General features: G+C 64.9%; 15 protein-coding genes. 1 reads left to right on the plus strand and 14 read right to left on the minus strand.

The window, feature by feature from the left end; translation table 11 throughout:
- Positions 1-38: 38 nt before the first annotated feature.
- The 12 genes from C7W88_RS24060 to C7W88_RS19370 all read right to left on the minus strand — a co-directional run bounded on the left by C7W88_RS24060 (position 39) and on the right by C7W88_RS19370 (position 12,608).
- Complete coding sequence (locus C7W88_RS24060) at positions 39-347, minus strand: hypothetical protein (RefSeq protein WP_240345111.1); 309 nt, start codon at positions 345-347, stop codon at positions 39-41.
- Positions 344-862, minus strand: a complete 519-nt coding sequence (locus C7W88_RS24065; protein WP_240345112.1) for a hypothetical protein — start codon at positions 860-862, stop codon at positions 344-346. Before C7W88_RS24065 ends, C7W88_RS24060 begins: the two co-directional genes overlap by 4 nt.
- Before the next feature lie 54 nt (positions 863-916).
- Complete coding sequence (locus tag C7W88_RS19325; protein WP_118075171.1) at positions 917-2,020, minus strand: NAD(P)-dependent alcohol dehydrogenase; 1,104 nt, start codon at positions 2,018-2,020, stop codon at positions 917-919.
- 81 nt (positions 2,021-2,101) lie between these two features.
- Positions 2,102-4,744, minus strand: a complete 2,643-nt coding sequence (locus tag C7W88_RS19330; protein WP_118075172.1) for a TonB-dependent receptor — start codon at positions 4,742-4,744, stop codon at positions 2,102-2,104.
- A 94-nt stretch (positions 4,745-4,838) separates the two neighbouring features.
- The gene (locus C7W88_RS19335) at positions 4,839-5,768 is read right to left on the minus strand and encodes an AraC family transcriptional regulator (RefSeq protein ID WP_162896266.1); all 930 of its coding nucleotides are present in this window, start codon (positions 5,766-5,768) and stop codon (positions 4,839-4,841) included.
- A 75-nt stretch (positions 5,769-5,843) separates the two neighbouring features.
- Entirely contained in the window at positions 5,844-6,374 is a 531-nt protein-coding gene (locus C7W88_RS19340; protein WP_118075174.1) for a VOC family protein, read from the minus strand.
- Entirely contained in the window at positions 6,371-7,810 is a 1,440-nt protein-coding gene (locus tag C7W88_RS19345) for a dihydrolipoamide acetyltransferase family protein (protein ID WP_118075175.1), read from the minus strand. The genes C7W88_RS19340 and C7W88_RS19345 overlap by 4 nt, the downstream gene beginning before the upstream one ends.
- A 16-nt stretch (positions 7,811-7,826) precedes the next feature.
- Positions 7,827-8,840 carry an alpha-ketoacid dehydrogenase subunit beta gene (locus C7W88_RS19350; protein WP_118075176.1) on the minus strand — a complete coding sequence of 338 codons (1,014 nt, stop codon included), beginning with the start codon at positions 8,838-8,840 and terminating at the stop codon, positions 7,827-7,829.
- A 17-nt stretch (positions 8,841-8,857) separates the two neighbouring features.
- Complete coding sequence (locus C7W88_RS19355) at positions 8,858-9,832, minus strand: thiamine pyrophosphate-dependent dehydrogenase E1 component subunit alpha (protein ID WP_118075177.1); 975 nt, start codon at positions 9,830-9,832, stop codon at positions 8,858-8,860.
- A 12-nt stretch (positions 9,833-9,844) separates the two neighbouring features.
- On the minus strand, positions 9,845-11,059 hold the full coding sequence (locus C7W88_RS19360; protein ID WP_118075178.1) for an acyl-CoA dehydrogenase family protein: 1,215 nt from the start codon (positions 11,057-11,059) through the stop codon (positions 9,845-9,847).
- Between the two features lie 5 nt (positions 11,060-11,064).
- Complete coding sequence (locus C7W88_RS19365; RefSeq protein WP_118075179.1) at positions 11,065-12,216, minus strand: thiolase family protein; 1,152 nt, start codon at positions 12,214-12,216, stop codon at positions 11,065-11,067.
- On the minus strand, positions 12,213-12,608 hold the full coding sequence (locus C7W88_RS19370; protein ID WP_118075180.1) for a Zn-ribbon domain-containing OB-fold protein: 396 nt from the start codon (positions 12,606-12,608) through the stop codon (positions 12,213-12,215). The genes C7W88_RS19365 and C7W88_RS19370 overlap by 4 nt, the downstream gene beginning before the upstream one ends.
- Positions 12,609-12,769: 161 nt before the next feature.
- On the opposite strand from C7W88_RS19370, the gene C7W88_RS19375 reads away from it, so the two are divergent.
- Positions 12,770-14,392, plus strand: a complete 1,623-nt coding sequence (locus tag C7W88_RS19375; protein WP_118075181.1) for a GMC family oxidoreductase — start codon at positions 12,770-12,772, stop codon at positions 14,390-14,392.
- On the opposite strand, the gene C7W88_RS24070 is transcribed toward C7W88_RS19375, so the two are convergent.
- Together C7W88_RS24070 and C7W88_RS19380 are read right to left on the minus strand one after the other, a co-directional pair.
- The gene (locus C7W88_RS24070; RefSeq protein ID WP_240345113.1) at positions 14,389-14,787 is read right to left on the minus strand and encodes a hypothetical protein; all 399 of its coding nucleotides are present in this window, start codon (positions 14,785-14,787) and stop codon (positions 14,389-14,391) included. The genes C7W88_RS19375 and C7W88_RS24070 overlap by 4 nt on opposite strands.
- Positions 14,784-15,551, minus strand: a complete 768-nt coding sequence (locus C7W88_RS19380; protein WP_240345114.1) for an FAD-binding domain-containing protein — start codon at positions 15,549-15,551, stop codon at positions 14,784-14,786. The genes C7W88_RS24070 and C7W88_RS19380 overlap by 4 nt, the downstream gene beginning before the upstream one ends.
- Positions 15,552-15,568 lie beyond the last annotated feature (17 nt).

A 15,568-nucleotide genomic window follows, 5' to 3' on the forward strand; every position in this document is an offset into this window, starting at 1 on the left:
GCGGTTCTCCCTCCGCAGACGCGCACCCTCCCCGGTCTTCAGCGATTGACCTTCACAGAAATCGGCTGTCGCTGCGCGTCGAGGGCAACGACAAGATCGGCCCGCGCCGGCATTTCTTCGAGAATGTGGCGCGTGATCCGTTCGTAGAACATCACGAAACGTTCAACGGCCCTCCGGTCCATCAGGCCTGAAACGTCACGGCCTTCGCTGGTCAGTGCGCGGCGCAGGGTCTCCTCCTGCTCCAGACGCCACTCGGCCACGACCTCGAAGCCGGGGGCCTGCAGCAGCACCAGCATGTCGAACTTCGCGAAGAACGCCTGATACTCTCCGGCGAGGCAGGCGTTCACGTGGCTCCGCCAGACCGCATCCGGGTCTTCGTCCCGTTCCAGCGCGTTGACGGGCGCCGCGAGCAGACTGGCATGCTGCGGCCGCGCGCCGACGCACCAGCCTTCGAACAGGACGATGTCGACGGGGTGTCTACCCTTCGCCAGTCCGACTGAGCCACCGGTTCGTCCTTCGCCTTGTCAAAAGCCGGCAAGGCCACGCATCCTGCCTCGCCCAGCGCATCGATGATGCGAATGCCTGCGGCAATGTCATGTGTGCCCGGAACACCGCGCACGGCAAAGAGCGGATGGACATTCCTAGCCAGGAGCTGCCGGTCAGCCTTGGTCAGGTAAAGATCGTCAAGCGACAGTGTCACCGTGCGCAAGCCGAGGTGCTCCATGCGCTCGGCCAGCAGGTGGGTGGTCCACGTCTTGCCGGAACCTTGCGCGCCGCAGATGCCGACCACGAAGGGACCGTGGCGGTCCGGCGGAAGTCGATCGACAATGTCTTCGGACAGAATTTCGACGGTGGTTTTCATGCGGTGTCCTTGCCGTGAACACCGATTATCAGGCGCGCGGGATGGCGCCGCAACCTAGAACCGCAGGATCGGCTTTACCACGCGTCCCGTTTCTGCAGCCGCAAACGCCTTGGATATTTCGTCGAAGCCAAACCATTCGACAAGGCGGTCGAACGGGAAGCGGCCGGCGCGGTAGTGTTCGATCAGTTCTGGGATGAAGCTTTGCGGATCGGCGCTGCCTTCGACAACGCCGCGGATCACGCGGCCCGCGCTCATGACGTGGGTGGTATCGGCGCGAACCTCGGTGCCGGGCGCATAGGCACCCACCAGCGCGATCTCGCCCCGCGGTGCGAGGGCAAGGATCGCGGCATTGACCAGCGATGCGATGCCGGTCGTATCGATGATATAGTCGAACCCCGTCGGGCAGCCCGCTTCTGTTGCCAGTGCCACAAAATCTTCCCTGCTGCGCAAGGCGTGGGTTGCGCCAAGGTCGATGGCAAGGTCTAGCCGCGTCGGATTGACGTCTATCGCGGCAATCGTTCCTGCGCCGGCGATGCGCGCCGCCATCACGGCAGACAGGCCCACCGCGCCCACTCCGATTACCGCAACGCTCGATCCGGCGCGCACGCGGCAAGCGTTGAGCACCGCGCCCGCGCCGGTCTGGATGCCGCAGCCCAGGGGGCCGAGAAGTTCGATCGGCAAATTCTTCGCCACCTTCACAGCATTGCGCCGGTTGACCACGGCGTGGGTTGCAAACGACGATTGGCCGAAGACATGGCTGTGCACCGCAGCGCCGCCTGTGTCCCTCAGCGCGGTCGAGCCATCGGCGCGCGCGCCGAAGAAATTCAGCGGTACCCATGAGTGGCAATAGGCAGGTGCCTGTTCATCGCAGCTTGGGCAGTGGCTGCACGACATGAAGCTCAGCACCACGTGATCGCCCACTGCCAGATCGGTCACCTCGGTGCCGACCGCTCGGACGACGCCCGAACCTTCGTGACCCAGCACTACGGGAAGCGGCACCGGCAAGTGCCCGTCGCGCATCACCATGTCTGTGTGACAGATGCCGACGCCGCGCATCTCCACGAGCACTTCGTCCGCGCGCGGAGCGTCGATGGTGACAGTCTCGATCCGTGGTGCTGCGCCCGCAGTGCGCAGGACGGCGGCCTTGGCGGTGGTCATGGCAGATTTCCTGTGAATGACAGAAGCGATGGCGGCGGGGCCCCACCCACCAGTAACAATTTGGGGCGGGGCTCCGGACGATCAGAACTTGAAGCCGACGCGGGCGTACCATTCGCAGGGCCGATTGTAGCTGCCGAAGTAAACGCCTGCTGCATCGTTTGCGCCTGCCGAAACGAGGTAGCGCTCGTCGGTCAGGTTCGTGCCGCCCACGGTCAGGTCCCACTTGCCGCCCGGTTCGCGATAGGTGAAGCTGGCGTTGACGATGTCGATCGGTTGGCGGCGCAGTGGCAGGTAGCGCGCCACGTCATTCCACACCGCGCTCTTGTGCGTCCAGTCGGCCAGAAACACCAGCGATCCGCCGTTGCCAAGGCCAAGCTCGTAGCGAGGCGCAAGGTTGGTCGACCACTTCGCGGTCTTGGGCAGCTGTCCGCCGACCACGGCCCCTTCACGCAGGCCCGGGATCGGCCCTGCCACGTCGGGCCGCAGGACGCTGGCCGAAAGCGCTGTGAAATAGGCATCGAGATAGCCGACCGAAGCGTTGATCGTCAGACCCTTGACCGGAGCGACGATGGCTTCGATTTCAACGCCCTTGATCCGCGCCGTACCGGCGTTGTCGATGGTGGGCGAAGTGCCGACCTGCTGGTTCAGCTGGACGTTCTTGTAACTGGTGGTGAAGGCCGCGATGTTCACCTGCAGGCGCCGGTCAAGCCAGGTGGACTTCACGCCCACTTCGTAGGTCTCGGCAAGTTCCTCGTCGAAATCGGGCGCGACGTTGCCCTGCGGGTTGGTCAGGCGGGTGGTCCAGCCGCCGGTCTTGTAGCCTTCCGAATAGCTGCCATAGACCATCACGTCGTCGCTGGGGTGCAGTTGCACGCCGATCTTGGGCGCGAAGTTCGAAAAGGTCTTGCGGTTGACGCCGGGCACATAGACCCGAACCGGATTGGTCGGATCAGGGAACGACAGGGCGGCAAAGCAAGGCGGGCCGCCTGCAGCCTGGGGCGGGGCCAGCGGGAAATCACCGAACGGGAAGATCGTGCCCGCAGCATTCGCGCAGCCGAAGAACTTGTAGTTGCCGCCGTTCAGGTCCTGCTGCCCGCCTTCGAACAGCTTCGTTTCCTTGGTGTAACGTCCGCCCAGCGTAATGCCGATCCAGTCGTTCACGCGAAAATCGACCTGGCCGAAGAACGCATAGTTCTTGGTGTCGAAGCTGTTCGGGCCGTCTACCTGCAGCAGACCTTCGTCGAAGGTCACGTAATCGTGCAGGTCCCCGTCTTCCTTGAAGTAATAGGCGCCGGCCACGAAGTTCAGCTTGCCGTCGAGCAGGTTGGACCCGAGCAACTGCACTTCCTGGCTGAACTGCTGCTGGTTCTGGCTGAAGGTCAATTCCAGCATCGAAAGCGGCGAACCGTCGAGGTCAGATCCCGCCTTCCAGTTGGTCTTGCGATAGCTGGTGATCGAACGGACCATCAGACCGTCGGCAAGGTCATACTCCAGATTGCCGGCAAAACCCCAGGCGCGCAGCTTGTTGAGCGTGGGACCGGTGGCATAGGTCTTGTCAGGATCGCCGGTGATGAAGCGCCCATCCCACGGCAGGCGGTTGTTGGTCGGGTCGGCGTCGGTGTTGACCCCTGCCAGCGACCCGAGGAGACGACCGGGGTTGATGCTGGTGCCTCGCGCTCCGCAAATCGCGCTGGCGCCGCGTGCGGCGATTTCCGCCTGCGTCGAACCGATGCAGAAGTTGTAGAGCCCGGCGAAGAGGAAGCCGCCTGCCGGATTGATCGGGTTGATGCCGGTTCCGGGCAAGGGGTTGGTCGGCGCAAACGGTCCCGGCGGGAAGGACACGCCCAGCAGCGAGTTGTTCTGCCCAGAGGAATCCTGGTTGGTGTAGTCACCCGAAAGCGTTGCGCGGAAGGCACCGCCATTGTCCCACCGCAGCTTGCCGCGCAGGCTCATGTTGTTGTCCGCACTCTGGCGGCTGGAGGTTGAATAGTCGGCGTTGTTGAACGCGGTGAAAGGATCGGAATTGGCAATCGCGCGCATGTCCGCTGCGCTCCCGTTGTACGGGATACGCTTCTGGAAGCCGCTGCGGCTGGTGACCGCGCCGGTGAGCGAAGCCGCAAGGCTCTCCGTCAGCGGCAGGTCGATGGTGGCGCGGGCGCGCAGCAGGTCGAAGCTGCCGGTGGTGAGGTCACCGGTCAGGCGGAACTCCCTGCCCGGATTGTGCGTGACGATCGAGATCGCCCCGCCGATGGTGTTGCGGCCGAACAGCGTGCCTTGCGGGCCTTTCAGAACCTCGATCCGCTCGACATCCGGCAGGTCCTGATTGGCGCCAACGGTACGGGCCAGGAACACCCCGTCGAGGTAGATGCCGACGCCCGGATCGATGTTGAACGCAAAATCGTCCGAGCCGATGCCGCGGATCGTCGCCGAAAGCACTGCGGACGAGCCCGAGAACGGCGTGCCGCCATCAAGGTTGACGTTGGGCGCGATGCCGCTGAGCGCCGAGATGTCGGCCACGGCGCGCTCCTTCAGGGCGGTGCCACCGAAAGCCGAAATGGCAATCGGCACGTCCTGCACGTTCTCGACCCGCTTCTGGGCGGTGACGACGATCTCCGCGATGCCACCGGCATCATTGGCCTGCGCAGTTTCCTGCGCAAATGCTGGCACAGCGAGAATGGATGCAGCAAGTGCAACGACGCTAGCCGAGGTGAATCGAGCCTTCATGCGGAACCTCCCATGTTTATGGGATCGGTCTAGCTGTCCGGTTCAAAACTGCCTGTCCGGGCGCGCAGAAAACTGGACGGAAGCGCAAGGACCATCAGTTCATGCGGCGATAGTGGCTGGGCGTGGTGCCGAAATGCTGCTGGAACCGGCGGGCGAAGTGGGCGGAATCGGCAAAGCCGCACTCGATGGCAATTGTGGTGACGCTCGTACCGGGCTCGCCCACCAGCCTTTTTGCTGCGCGGAGCAGACGGCGGCGCATGATCAGGGCGCTTGGCGTGGTTCCGGCACTGGCCGCAGCGGCTTGCAGCGTGCGCAAGGGAACTCCGAGGCTGGTTGCCAGAGCCGATGCGTTGAACTCAGTATCGCCGATCCGTTCCAGAATGATGGCTTCGGCACGCGTCACCAGGCCATTGGTTGGCGCCTCCATCACTTTGCCGCTGCCTTCGATGCACGAAGCGATCATTTCGCCGACGATACCGGCATGCATTTGCCAATGCGCATCGGGCAGGACTTCGGGGGCTTCCTGCCACAACGAAGACATGTAGCGATGAGCAAGTCGGGTAGAGGGCAACTGGCCGGAAATGCGCCGTGCAACGAAATCGTCGATATGGGGCAGGCGCTCGGCCAGAGTTTGCCGGTCGAACTCCACCACCATCATCTCGTGCGTCGTGCTGGTGTCGAAGCGATAGAACTCCTCGGCCGCGCACAGCACCATGTCGCCTTCCGTCAGATCGACGGTCCGGCCACGCTGCTCGAGCCTGACGTCGCCCCGAGTGAGGAAGTGAGCAACCAGTGATTGATCGGTCGGACGCGTCGAACGCTCAGCATGGCGCGAGATCACCGCAGCGCGTGAATAGGGCCGAACCATGCGCAGCGTCCCCATCTGCCACACCGTCAGCCGCGCATCGAAGCGATCGCGCGGAGCATCGACGACCATGCCGGTGTAGGTCGAGGAAATCAGATCGTTCCAGTAATCGAGCCGCTCGACCGGAGCGAGTGTGCGGGTGCTGAGAACTTCGAGCATGGTTTTACCGCCGGTTTCGGGACTCTCCGGCGGCATTGTTATAGACTATAGCAACGTCTGCCAAGCTTGCGCTTGTCAGCCCAGCTTGCGCAGCGGTTCCGAGCCGTCCCAGTCCTTCCCGGCATCCTTGATCATCTGGAAGATGCCATCGGCGCCGGTCATGTTCTGGAGCAGTTCGATCACGTGGCCGGGGCCTTTCCCAGGATCGACGTAGATCACTTCGCCATCGGCGCCGACCTTGCCCTCGACCAGTATCGTTGCGCCCGCCTCGGCGCAGGCCGCGCGGGCTTCCTCGATGGAATCGATGAAGATGCAGATGTGGTGGAGGCTGTCGGTCACCGCATATTCGCCGGTGTAGATCGACGGTTCGCCGTTTTCGGGACGGATCAGCTCGATCTGCACATCGCCCCAATAGGCGATGGCGATGGAGAAGACGGCGCCGGTGGGCACGCCCTTGTATTTGCAGTCCCCGAGGGCGACGTTCTCCATCAGGTAGAACGGGCCGACGCCCATCGTTTCGGTCCAGTACCTGACCGCCGCATCGAAATCCTGCGGCAGGTAGGCGAGCTGGCCGACCGGGCCCAACTGGCTGATCTTGCGGGTCATGCGAACAGCCCTTCCGGTGCTTCGAGCAGGCCCTTCAGCGTCTGCAGGAACTGCGCGCCAGCCGCGCCGTCAATCGCGCGGTGGTCGACCGACATGGTCAGCTGGATGCGGGTTTCGAAGGCGATGTCGCCGTTGTCCGCCTCCACCGCCACGCGGTTCGCGCCGCCGACGGCAAGGATCGCGCCCTGCGGCGGGTTGATGATCGCATCGAACTGCTCGATCCCGAACATGCCGAGGTTTGAGACGGAGAAGGTGCCCCCGTCCATGTCCTCGTAGCCAAGCTTGCCCGCCTGCGCCTTGTCGATCAGGGCGCGGGTGGTTGCCGCGATCTGTGCGATGTGCATGCGGTCTGCCTGCCGCACGATCGGGGTAACGAGGCCCTTGGGGCTGGCCACCGCGATGGCTACGTCGGCGTGCGGGAACGAATGGACGCTATCGCCATGGACCTGCACGTTGACGTCCGGATGCCTGACCAGTGCCAGCGCCACGGCCTTGACGATGTAGTCGTTGATCGACGCCTTCGCGCCGAGCACGAGGTTGGCCGTCTTGCGCAGCGCCATCAGTTCATCGACCGCGGCCGAGACGCGCAGGTAGAAGTGCGGGATGGTCTGCTTGGCCTCGGTCAGGCGACGGGCGACGACCTTGCGCACCTTGTCGAACGGCTGGACCTGCGGCTGATTGCTGACCAGCTCGAACGGCGCGCCGAAAGCTGGCGCCGCGGCCATGGTCGGCTTGACCAGCGCCAGCACGTCGGCCTTGGATATGCGGCCGCGCGCGCCGGTGCCCTTGATCCCCGCAAGCGCGATGCCGTGCTGCGCGGCGATGCGGCGGGCGAGTGGCGAGGCGAAAGCCTCGGGGCTGTCCTCAACCAGTTGCGCGCTGCCATTGAAGGACAGGGCCCGTTCCGGGCGCAGGGCCTGAACCACATCCTGATAGGTGATGCGCCCGTTGCGCCCCGAACCTTCTATCGGTTCGATGTCGACGCCTTCGGCCTCAGCCAGCTTCAGCGCCTCTGGGCTGATCGCGCGATTGGTGACGATCTTCTTCGGCTCACGCGCCGGGGCCGGAGCCACTGCGGCAGGGGTTGCCGTTGCCGCAGCTGGCGCAGAACCACCGCCCTTGGCCGCGACAGAGGTCTCGGCGGGCTTGAACCCGGCGATGAACTCTTCAATTTCGGCGTCCGAGGTGTCGGCGTCGGCGAACACCGCCAGCAGCGCGCCCACCGGGTGTGCCTCTTCGCTGGCAGGCGTCAGCAGGCGCTTGAGGACCGCGTCGTATTCGGCTTCGACCTCATTGGTGATCTTGGCGGTTTCGATCAGGCACAGGACCTGGCCCTTGGAAAAGGCCTCGCCTTCCTTGACCATCCATTCGGCGATCGTGCCCTCGGTCATCTCGATGCCCCATTTGGGCATGCAGAACGGGCGGATATTGGCCATGTCGCGTCTCCAGCCTCTAACGGTAGCTCAGAACCTTGCGCACCGCCGCCTCGATCTTGTCGACCGAGGGGAGGTAGGCAGATTCCAGCTCGCGCGCGAACGGGATGGGGGTGTGCGGCGGGTTGACCGACAGCGGCGGAGCCTTGAGGCTGGCAAAGGCCTTCTCGGCGACCAGGGCGCAGATATCGGCGCCAAGGCTGCAACGCGGCGGCGCTTCATCGACGACGACGAGGCGGCCGGTCACTTCGACCGAGTCGAGGATGGTCTCTTCATCGAGCGGGCTGGTGGTGCGCAGGTCGATCACGTCGCAACCGATGCCTTCGGCTGCAAGCTTGTCGGCCACCGCCTCGCAGAAGCCGAGCAGCAGGCCAGTCGATACTATGGTCACGTCCTGCCCCGCGCGCGACAGGCGGGCGTGGCCGAACGGGATCATGTAGTCCGGATCGTCGGGCACTTCGCCGGAAACGCCGTAGAGCGCCTTGTGCTCGAGAAAGATCACTGGATCGTCGTCACGGATGGCGGTGCGCAGCAGGCCCTTCACGTCGGCAGGCGTGGTCGGCATCACCACCTTGAGGCCGGGCATGCCGGTGAGGATCTGGTGGACCGCCTGGCTGTGCTGCGCGGCGGCATTGTAGCCCGCGCCATAGGCCATGCGGATCACCGCCGGGCACTTGGTCTTGCCGCCGAACATGTAGCGGAACTTGGCGATCTGGTTCCAGATCTGGTCAAGCGAGACGCCGATGAAGTCTGCAAACATCAGCTCGGCAATCGGGCGCTTGCCGGAAAGCGCAAGGCCGGCTGCCGCACCCATGATCGCGCTTTCCGAGATCGGGGTGTCGATCACGCGGTCAGCGCCGAACTTCCCGAACAGCCCGGTCGAGGTCGACCAGATGCCGCCGATGGCTTCGGGGCCGCCCGGCGTACCCATGCCGCCGACAATGTCTTCGCCCAGGCACACGACGTTCTCGTCGCGCTCCATTTCCTCTGCGATCGTCGAGACGACGGCGTCGCGGTACATCATTTTTGCCATTGGTCCGCTCCCTCGTCTCAGTACGAAATGTAGACGTCGGTCAGGACGTCTTCGGCGGTGGGACGATCGGCGGCCTTGGCCTGCCGGACGGACTCCTCGATCGCTTCGAGCACTTCGGCGTCAAGCGCGTCGAGATCGGAGTGCTCCAGAAGCCCTGCGTCGGTCACCGACTTGCGGAAGTTCTTCAGGCAATCGCGCATCTCGCGGATGCGGTCGAGTTCGCCCGGCCCGCGATAGCGCTGCGGGTCGCCCTCGAAGTGGCCGAAGAAGCGCTCGGTATCGAACTCCACTGCCGCCGGGCCATTGCCGGGAACGCGCACGTAGTCGAGCACTTCGCGCATCGTCTCGTAGACCGAGAAGAAATCGGTCCCGTCACCGCGCCACACCTTCATGCCGAAGGCTTCGGCGCGGCTGGCGATGTCGCCGCTGGTGCCGACTGCGTACTGGTAGCCGGTGTGCTCGGAATAGTGGTTGTTCTCGAACACGAAGATGGTCGCGGCCTTGGTCACCACGGCCATGTTCATCGCTTCGAAGGTGGTGCCCTGGTTGCACGCGCCGTCGCCCGAGAAAGTGATGGCGACCTTGCCCTTGCCGTCAATCTTGGCGGCGATCCCTGCGCCCACCGCGATCGGAGCGCCCGCGCCGACGATGCCGTTGGCGCCCAGCATGCCCTTGTCGACGTCGGCAATGTGCATCGAGCCGCCCTTGCCCTTGCACAGGCCGTCGCGGCTGCCCCAGATTTCCTTCATCATCCCGTTCACATCACAGCCCTTGGCAAGGCAGTGGCCATGGCCGCGATGGGTCGAGACGATCTTGTCGTCGTTGTCGAGATGCTCGCACACGCCCACTGCAACAGCTTCCTGCCCGCAGTAGAGGTGGGTGAAGCCGGCGATCTCGCCGGTCTGGATATCGACGTGGAGGCGTTCCTCGAATTCGCGGATCACCTTCATCTGGCGATAGGCGCGCAATAGCGCCTCACGGCTCAGCTGCATCCTCTTCTTCCTTTAAAGTCCGAGCACAGTGCGCGCGATGATGCCCGCCTGCACTTCGTTGGTTCCGCCGAAAATGGTCCAGGCACGGCTGTTGAGATAGCGTGCCGAGGCGACTTGCGCGCCCTCTGCGTGAATGGGCGCCGGGGCATTGTCGCCATAGAGCGGCCGCGCGAAATCAAGCTGGAGCCCGGCCGGGCCATAGAGATCCACTGCCAGAAGATCGACATCCTGCCGCAGGTTGGACGCCAGCAGCTTGCACAGCGAGGTCTGCGGCCCCGGCGGGCGGCCCTTGGCGATCTCCGAAAGGATCTTCAGCTCGATCATCTCGAGGCTCTGGATGCCCAGCCGCACCTTCGCGACGCGGCGCTTCCAGTCGGTATCGTCAGCCAACTTGCCGCCGCGACCGTCAGGCTCATCCGCCGCGGCCTGTTCGATCTGCGCTAGGTCGTATTCCAGCTTTGGCGAATGGCACGAACCGCCGCGCTCGTTCTCGAGCAGGAACTTGGCGAGCTTCCAACCATCGCCTTCCTCGCCCACCCGGTCTTCCACCGGGACGATGGCGTCTTCGAGGAACACCTGGTTGACCTCGTGGTCCCCTGCCAGCGTCAACAGTGGGCGCACCGAGACGCCGGGCTGGTTCATGTCGACCAGCAGGAACGAGATGCCCGCCTGCTTCTTAACGTTGGCATCGGTGCGGACCAATGCGAACATCCTGTTTGCCCAGTGCGCGTGGGTGGTCCAGATCTTCGAGCCGTTGAGCTTGTAGTGCGTGCCATCTTCCGAAAGCGTGGCGCGGCACTGCAGGCTGGCAAGGTCAGAGCCGGAGCCGGGTTCGGAGAAGCCCTGGCACCAGTAGTCCTCGCCCGAAAGGATCTTGGGCAGGTACTTGGCCTTCTGTTCGGGCGTGCCGAAAGTGTAGATCACCGGTGCAACAAGCTTGAGCCCCAGCACAGTGAGGTTCGGCGCCCCCGCCAGTGCGCATTCCTTCTCGAAGATATAGCGCTGCGTCGGCGTCCAACCGGTGCCGCCCACTTCCTTCGGCCACTGGTAGGCGAGCCAGCCTTGCTCGTTCAGCACCGCGTTCCAGCGCTGGCCGATGTCGGGCTCCACGAAGACCGTGGGCGACATTGCCGCGCCATGTTTCACCTCTTCGGGCAGCCTCTCGGCCAGAAAGGCGCGCACTTCGTCACGGAAGGCCAGTTCTTCGGGGGAAAGATCGATGTCCATTGTGTTCAACGCTCGAGAATGGTGACGGCAGAGACGCCGGGGGCGCCATAGACATGACTGTATGCGGTCTTGGGGTTGCCGGGAACCTGCCGTCCGCCGCCGTCACCGCGCAACTGGACGACGTTTTCATAGACCTGACGCAGGCCGGACGCACCGATCGGTTCGCCACAGGCAAGGCAGCCGCCATCGGTGTTCACCGGAAGGCTCCCGCCGATCTCGGTTTTTCCTTGCGCCAGCCACGCCTCCTGCTCGCCGTCCTTGCAGAAGCCGTTTTCGGCCATGTGCATGATTTCGGCGCCGCATTCGGTATCCTGCAACTGGGCGAGGGCGATGTCCTCCGGCCCGATCCCGGCCATGCGGAAGGCATCGGCGCTGGCGATCTGCGTGGCCGTGGCCTTGCCGCCGCCGATGTCGATAGAAGGCGCGAAGACCTCGAAGCTCTTGGGCGGGCGGGTGCGCATCGTCGCGGCCTTGAGGCGTACCAGCGGCTTGCCCAGCTCGCGCGCCTTCTTCTCGCTCGCGAGGATCAGCGCGACGCCGCCTTCTGCGGGCGAGCAGAACATGTACTTGGTATAGGGATCGGACACGAGCGGCGCTTCCAGGATCGTCTCCATGTCCACCGGCTCGCGCCGCCAGGCATGGGGAGCGTGGACAGCATTGCGGAAGGCCTTGTTGGCCACGCGCGCAAGGCTGGTCTGGCTGATGCGGTGCTCGTGCATGTAGCGCATGATCTTGGCCGCGAAGAACTGCGTGGTGATCATGTAGCCGGCATCGCCGTACCATTCCGGCAGGTTGTATTCCGAAGGCAGGGCGTTGAACGCGCCGCGCGGGTGCTTGTCGAAGCCGACGGCGAGGCCGATGTCGAACTCGCCCGACTTGATCGCCATCTGCGCCGAGAACAGCGCCGAGCCGCCCGCCGCGCAGCCGTTGCGCACGTTGATGAACTGCACGCCGGTCAGGCCCAGGCGCTCGACCATGGTATCGGGATTGCCCGCCGCGTCCGAGCTGCCATAGGCGAACTGGATCTGCGGCCAGTCGATCCCGGCATCGGCCAGCGCCTCGCGCACGGCGAAGACGCCCTGTTCAAGGCCGGAAAGGCCATCGGTGCGGCCGAACGGGTGGATGCCCACGCCGACGATGCAGACGTCGCCGCTCATGCTGCGTCTCCCAAGGGCCGGAATGCAGGGATCATCACGGAGTCGGGCGCGTCCGGATCGAGCGGTATCATGGTCAGTTCCAGCGGCATGCCGATGCGGATGTCCTCGAATGCGATATCGGTCAGGCGCGATTCGACGATCACTTCGCCGGGCAGTTCGACATAGGCGACAGCCCAGGGCCGGAAGGCCTCGGGGCCCTTGTAAGGCGGCGATTTCGGGCGGTAGCGCTGGATGGTGTAGGACCACAGCGTACCGGTGCGCGACAGGGCGACCTGCTCGTACCGCTCGCCGGAAGGGCAGGGAAATACGACGCGCCCCGTTTCACGCTCGCGCCCGCCGATCAGGTGCGGCGGATTGTCCTCGGTAATGAGCCCTGGGGCGATAACGTGCATTCCACTCCCGTCCATGCAAGTCCGGAGGCCTGATTCCGGTTTCCTGCACTAGACCCGTCACAGACCACTTTGCCGACTCTGCAAAACGCTAGGGTGGGCAAAACGCTAGGGTTGTCCCTTTTGCCAGTGTGCCAGAACGATCTGCGAGAGAGGGATGCACAATGGCACAAGTCTGGGATTACATCGTCGTGGGCGCAGGCTCATCCGGCTGCGTCGTTGCCGAGCGGTTGAGCGCGAACCCGCGCAACAAGGTGCTGGTGCTCGAAGCTGGCGGCGAGAACGACGGGTTCTGGGTGACCCTGCCCAAGGGCGTGGCCAAGCTTGTGACCAACCCGGAACACATCTGGGCCTACCCCGTCAGCCAGTCCCGCGCCGAAGGCATGCCGGCCAACGAGGTGTGGATCAGGGGCAAGGGCGTCGGCGGATCATCTGCCGTCAACGGCATGATCTGGAGCCGGGGCGAACCTGCCGACTATGACGCGTGGGAAGCGGCCGGCGCTACCGGATGGAATGGCGCGGCGATGACCGAGGCGTTTCTCGCACTCGAGGATCATGCCGCCGGGCCGGGGCCGATGCGTGGCGCGGGCGGGCTCGTTCACGTCGATCCGGCGATCTTCTCCTATCCGCTCGCCGAACGCATGATCGCGGCGGGCGAGGCGATGGGGATGGCGCGCGTCGAGGACCTCAACGAACGGGGCGGCGAGCGCGTCGGCCTCTACAGCCACAACATCCGCAAGGGACGGCGCCAGAGTTCAGGCCGGACCTTCCTGGCCGCGGCGCGTAAACGCGCCAATGTCTCGGTCGTGACCGGCGCGATTGCCGAGCGTGTCGTGATCGAGCAGGGTCGCGCCATCGCGGTCGAGGCGCGCGCCAATGGCGTGTTGCGCCGCTTCCCTTGCGCGGGCGAAGTGATCGTCAGCGGTGGCGCGATGGAAAGCCCGCTGCTGCTCCAGCGTTCCGGCATCGGTGATGGCGCGCGGCTGAAAGCTGCTGGCATCGTGCCGCTGGTCGAATCGCCTGACGTGGGCGAACGCATGGTGGAACACCTCGGCTTCTCGATGCCCCACCGCTTGCGTGGCGAACGGGGTACGGGCGGCAGCTTGCGCGGGCCGGGGCTGCTGGTGGCAATGGCGCGCTACCTTGTGACCGGCGGCGGGATCATGGCGACGGGTCCGTTCGAGGTTGGCGCCTTCTGCAACGTCGCGCATCCTGATGGGCGGGTCGATGCCCAGCTCTATCTCGGTGGCTACACCTTCGAGGTAGCCGACGACGGCAACCCGGTCCCGCTCGACAAGATCTCGCGCGAGCCGGGGATGACGATCTATGGCCAGCTCCTGCGCCTGACCAGCGAGGCCTCGGTCCGCATCGCCGGGCCCGATGCGGCAACCCTGCCGACAATCCTGCCAAACTGGCTTTCGACCGAGCACGACCGCAAGTCTGCTATCGCGATGGTGCGCAAGATGCGCGCCTTCGTGCGATCCGGTCCGCTGGCCGATGTGGTCGGCGACGAGCTGATCCCCGGTGCGAGCGTGGAAAGTGACGAGGCGGTTCTCGATAGCTTTCGCCGCATCGCCAGCTGCGGCCTTCACGCCATCGGCTCGTGCCGGATGGGCTCTGACGAGCGCGCCGTCGTCGATCCGCGCCTCAGGGTGCACGGCGTTTCCGGGCTGCGCGTGGTCGATTGCTCGGTCATGCCCGGCCATGTCACCGGCAACACCAACGCCCCTGCTATGGCTCTGGGCTATCGCGCCGGCGCAATGATCCTTGAAGACGCTCGCAACTAACCGAGGCTAAGCGCTTCCAGCAGGCGCGGGATTTCGGATTTGAGGTTGAAGAACCCCTTGCCGCAGTGGGGCCAGCACAACCGGTCCCATTCGCGCTGGTGTTCGGCAAGGACAATGCCTTTCGCCGCAAGCTGCGCCCGCAGGCTCTCAAGTGCAATGGCTACCGGGCCGACGGGAGCAAAGGCGGTCACGACCTGTCGGCAACCGTGCTGCGTGGCGATCGTGGCAATGTCTCCCGCGCCGGAAGGGCATTGCCAATAGGCCGCGGCACGCGCGCCAGCGTCCTCAAGCGCAGTGCGGTCCCAACCGTTGCGGGCAAGATCGTCGGCCACGGCCACGGCCCGTACATCAAGGTCGGGCAGCACAGTTTCTAGCGAGCAGTCTTCGGGCGTCACCAGCACCAGCGTCGGTAGCCGGGAGTCCGGGGCAACCGCCGTGCGCACCGGTGAGCGCGGGGGTGGCTGAAGTTCTGCGAATTCCGCGCGCTCGAGGCCAGGCCATCGGGCCGGAACCTGCTGCCGGTCATCGCCGCGATCCGATCGGCATCGGCCAAATAGGTCTTGCCCGGCGTGTGCAGCCCGGCCACCCAGCGCCAGCTCAGCGTGTTTGAAGCCGGGTCGGCATCGACCAGCTTGTCGAAGAACCACTGCGCTCCTAGCTGCCAAGGCAGGCCGAGCGTGAAGACCCAGATCGATGCAACCTGCATCCGCGCCCAATTGTGGAGGTAGCCGGTCGCGGCCAGCTCGCGTGCCCAATGGTCGAAAGCATCGATGCCGGTGCGGCCTGCCATCGCCTCTGCAATCGTCGTGCCGGGATGAAACGCGCCGACATCGGCGAGGTATGCGCTCCACACGCCCGGGCGCTGTTCCAGCCACCCCTTCCAGTAGGTCCGCCAGAACACCTCGGCGATGAACTTCTCCGCCTTTTCCAGCCGATGCTGCGCCAGAACGCTTCGCACCACTTCGTCCTCGCCGATGAGGCGGCGACGCAGCGCAGCCGAAAGCCGGGACACGTTGGCGTGATCGCCGCTGGCATTGACCAGATTGCGCCGCGCGGCATAGGCGCTGCCGGCGCGTTGAACGAAACGTTCGAGCCGTTCGAGCGCGGCGGAGCGGGTAAGGGGAACCTGTCCATGCCCACGGCCTAGACCTGCTGGCACCAAGGCTCGACGTGGCA

The organism is Novosphingobium sp. THN1 (assembly GCF_003454795.1).
Taxonomy (GTDB): Bacteria; Pseudomonadota; Alphaproteobacteria; order Sphingomonadales; family Sphingomonadaceae; genus Novosphingobium.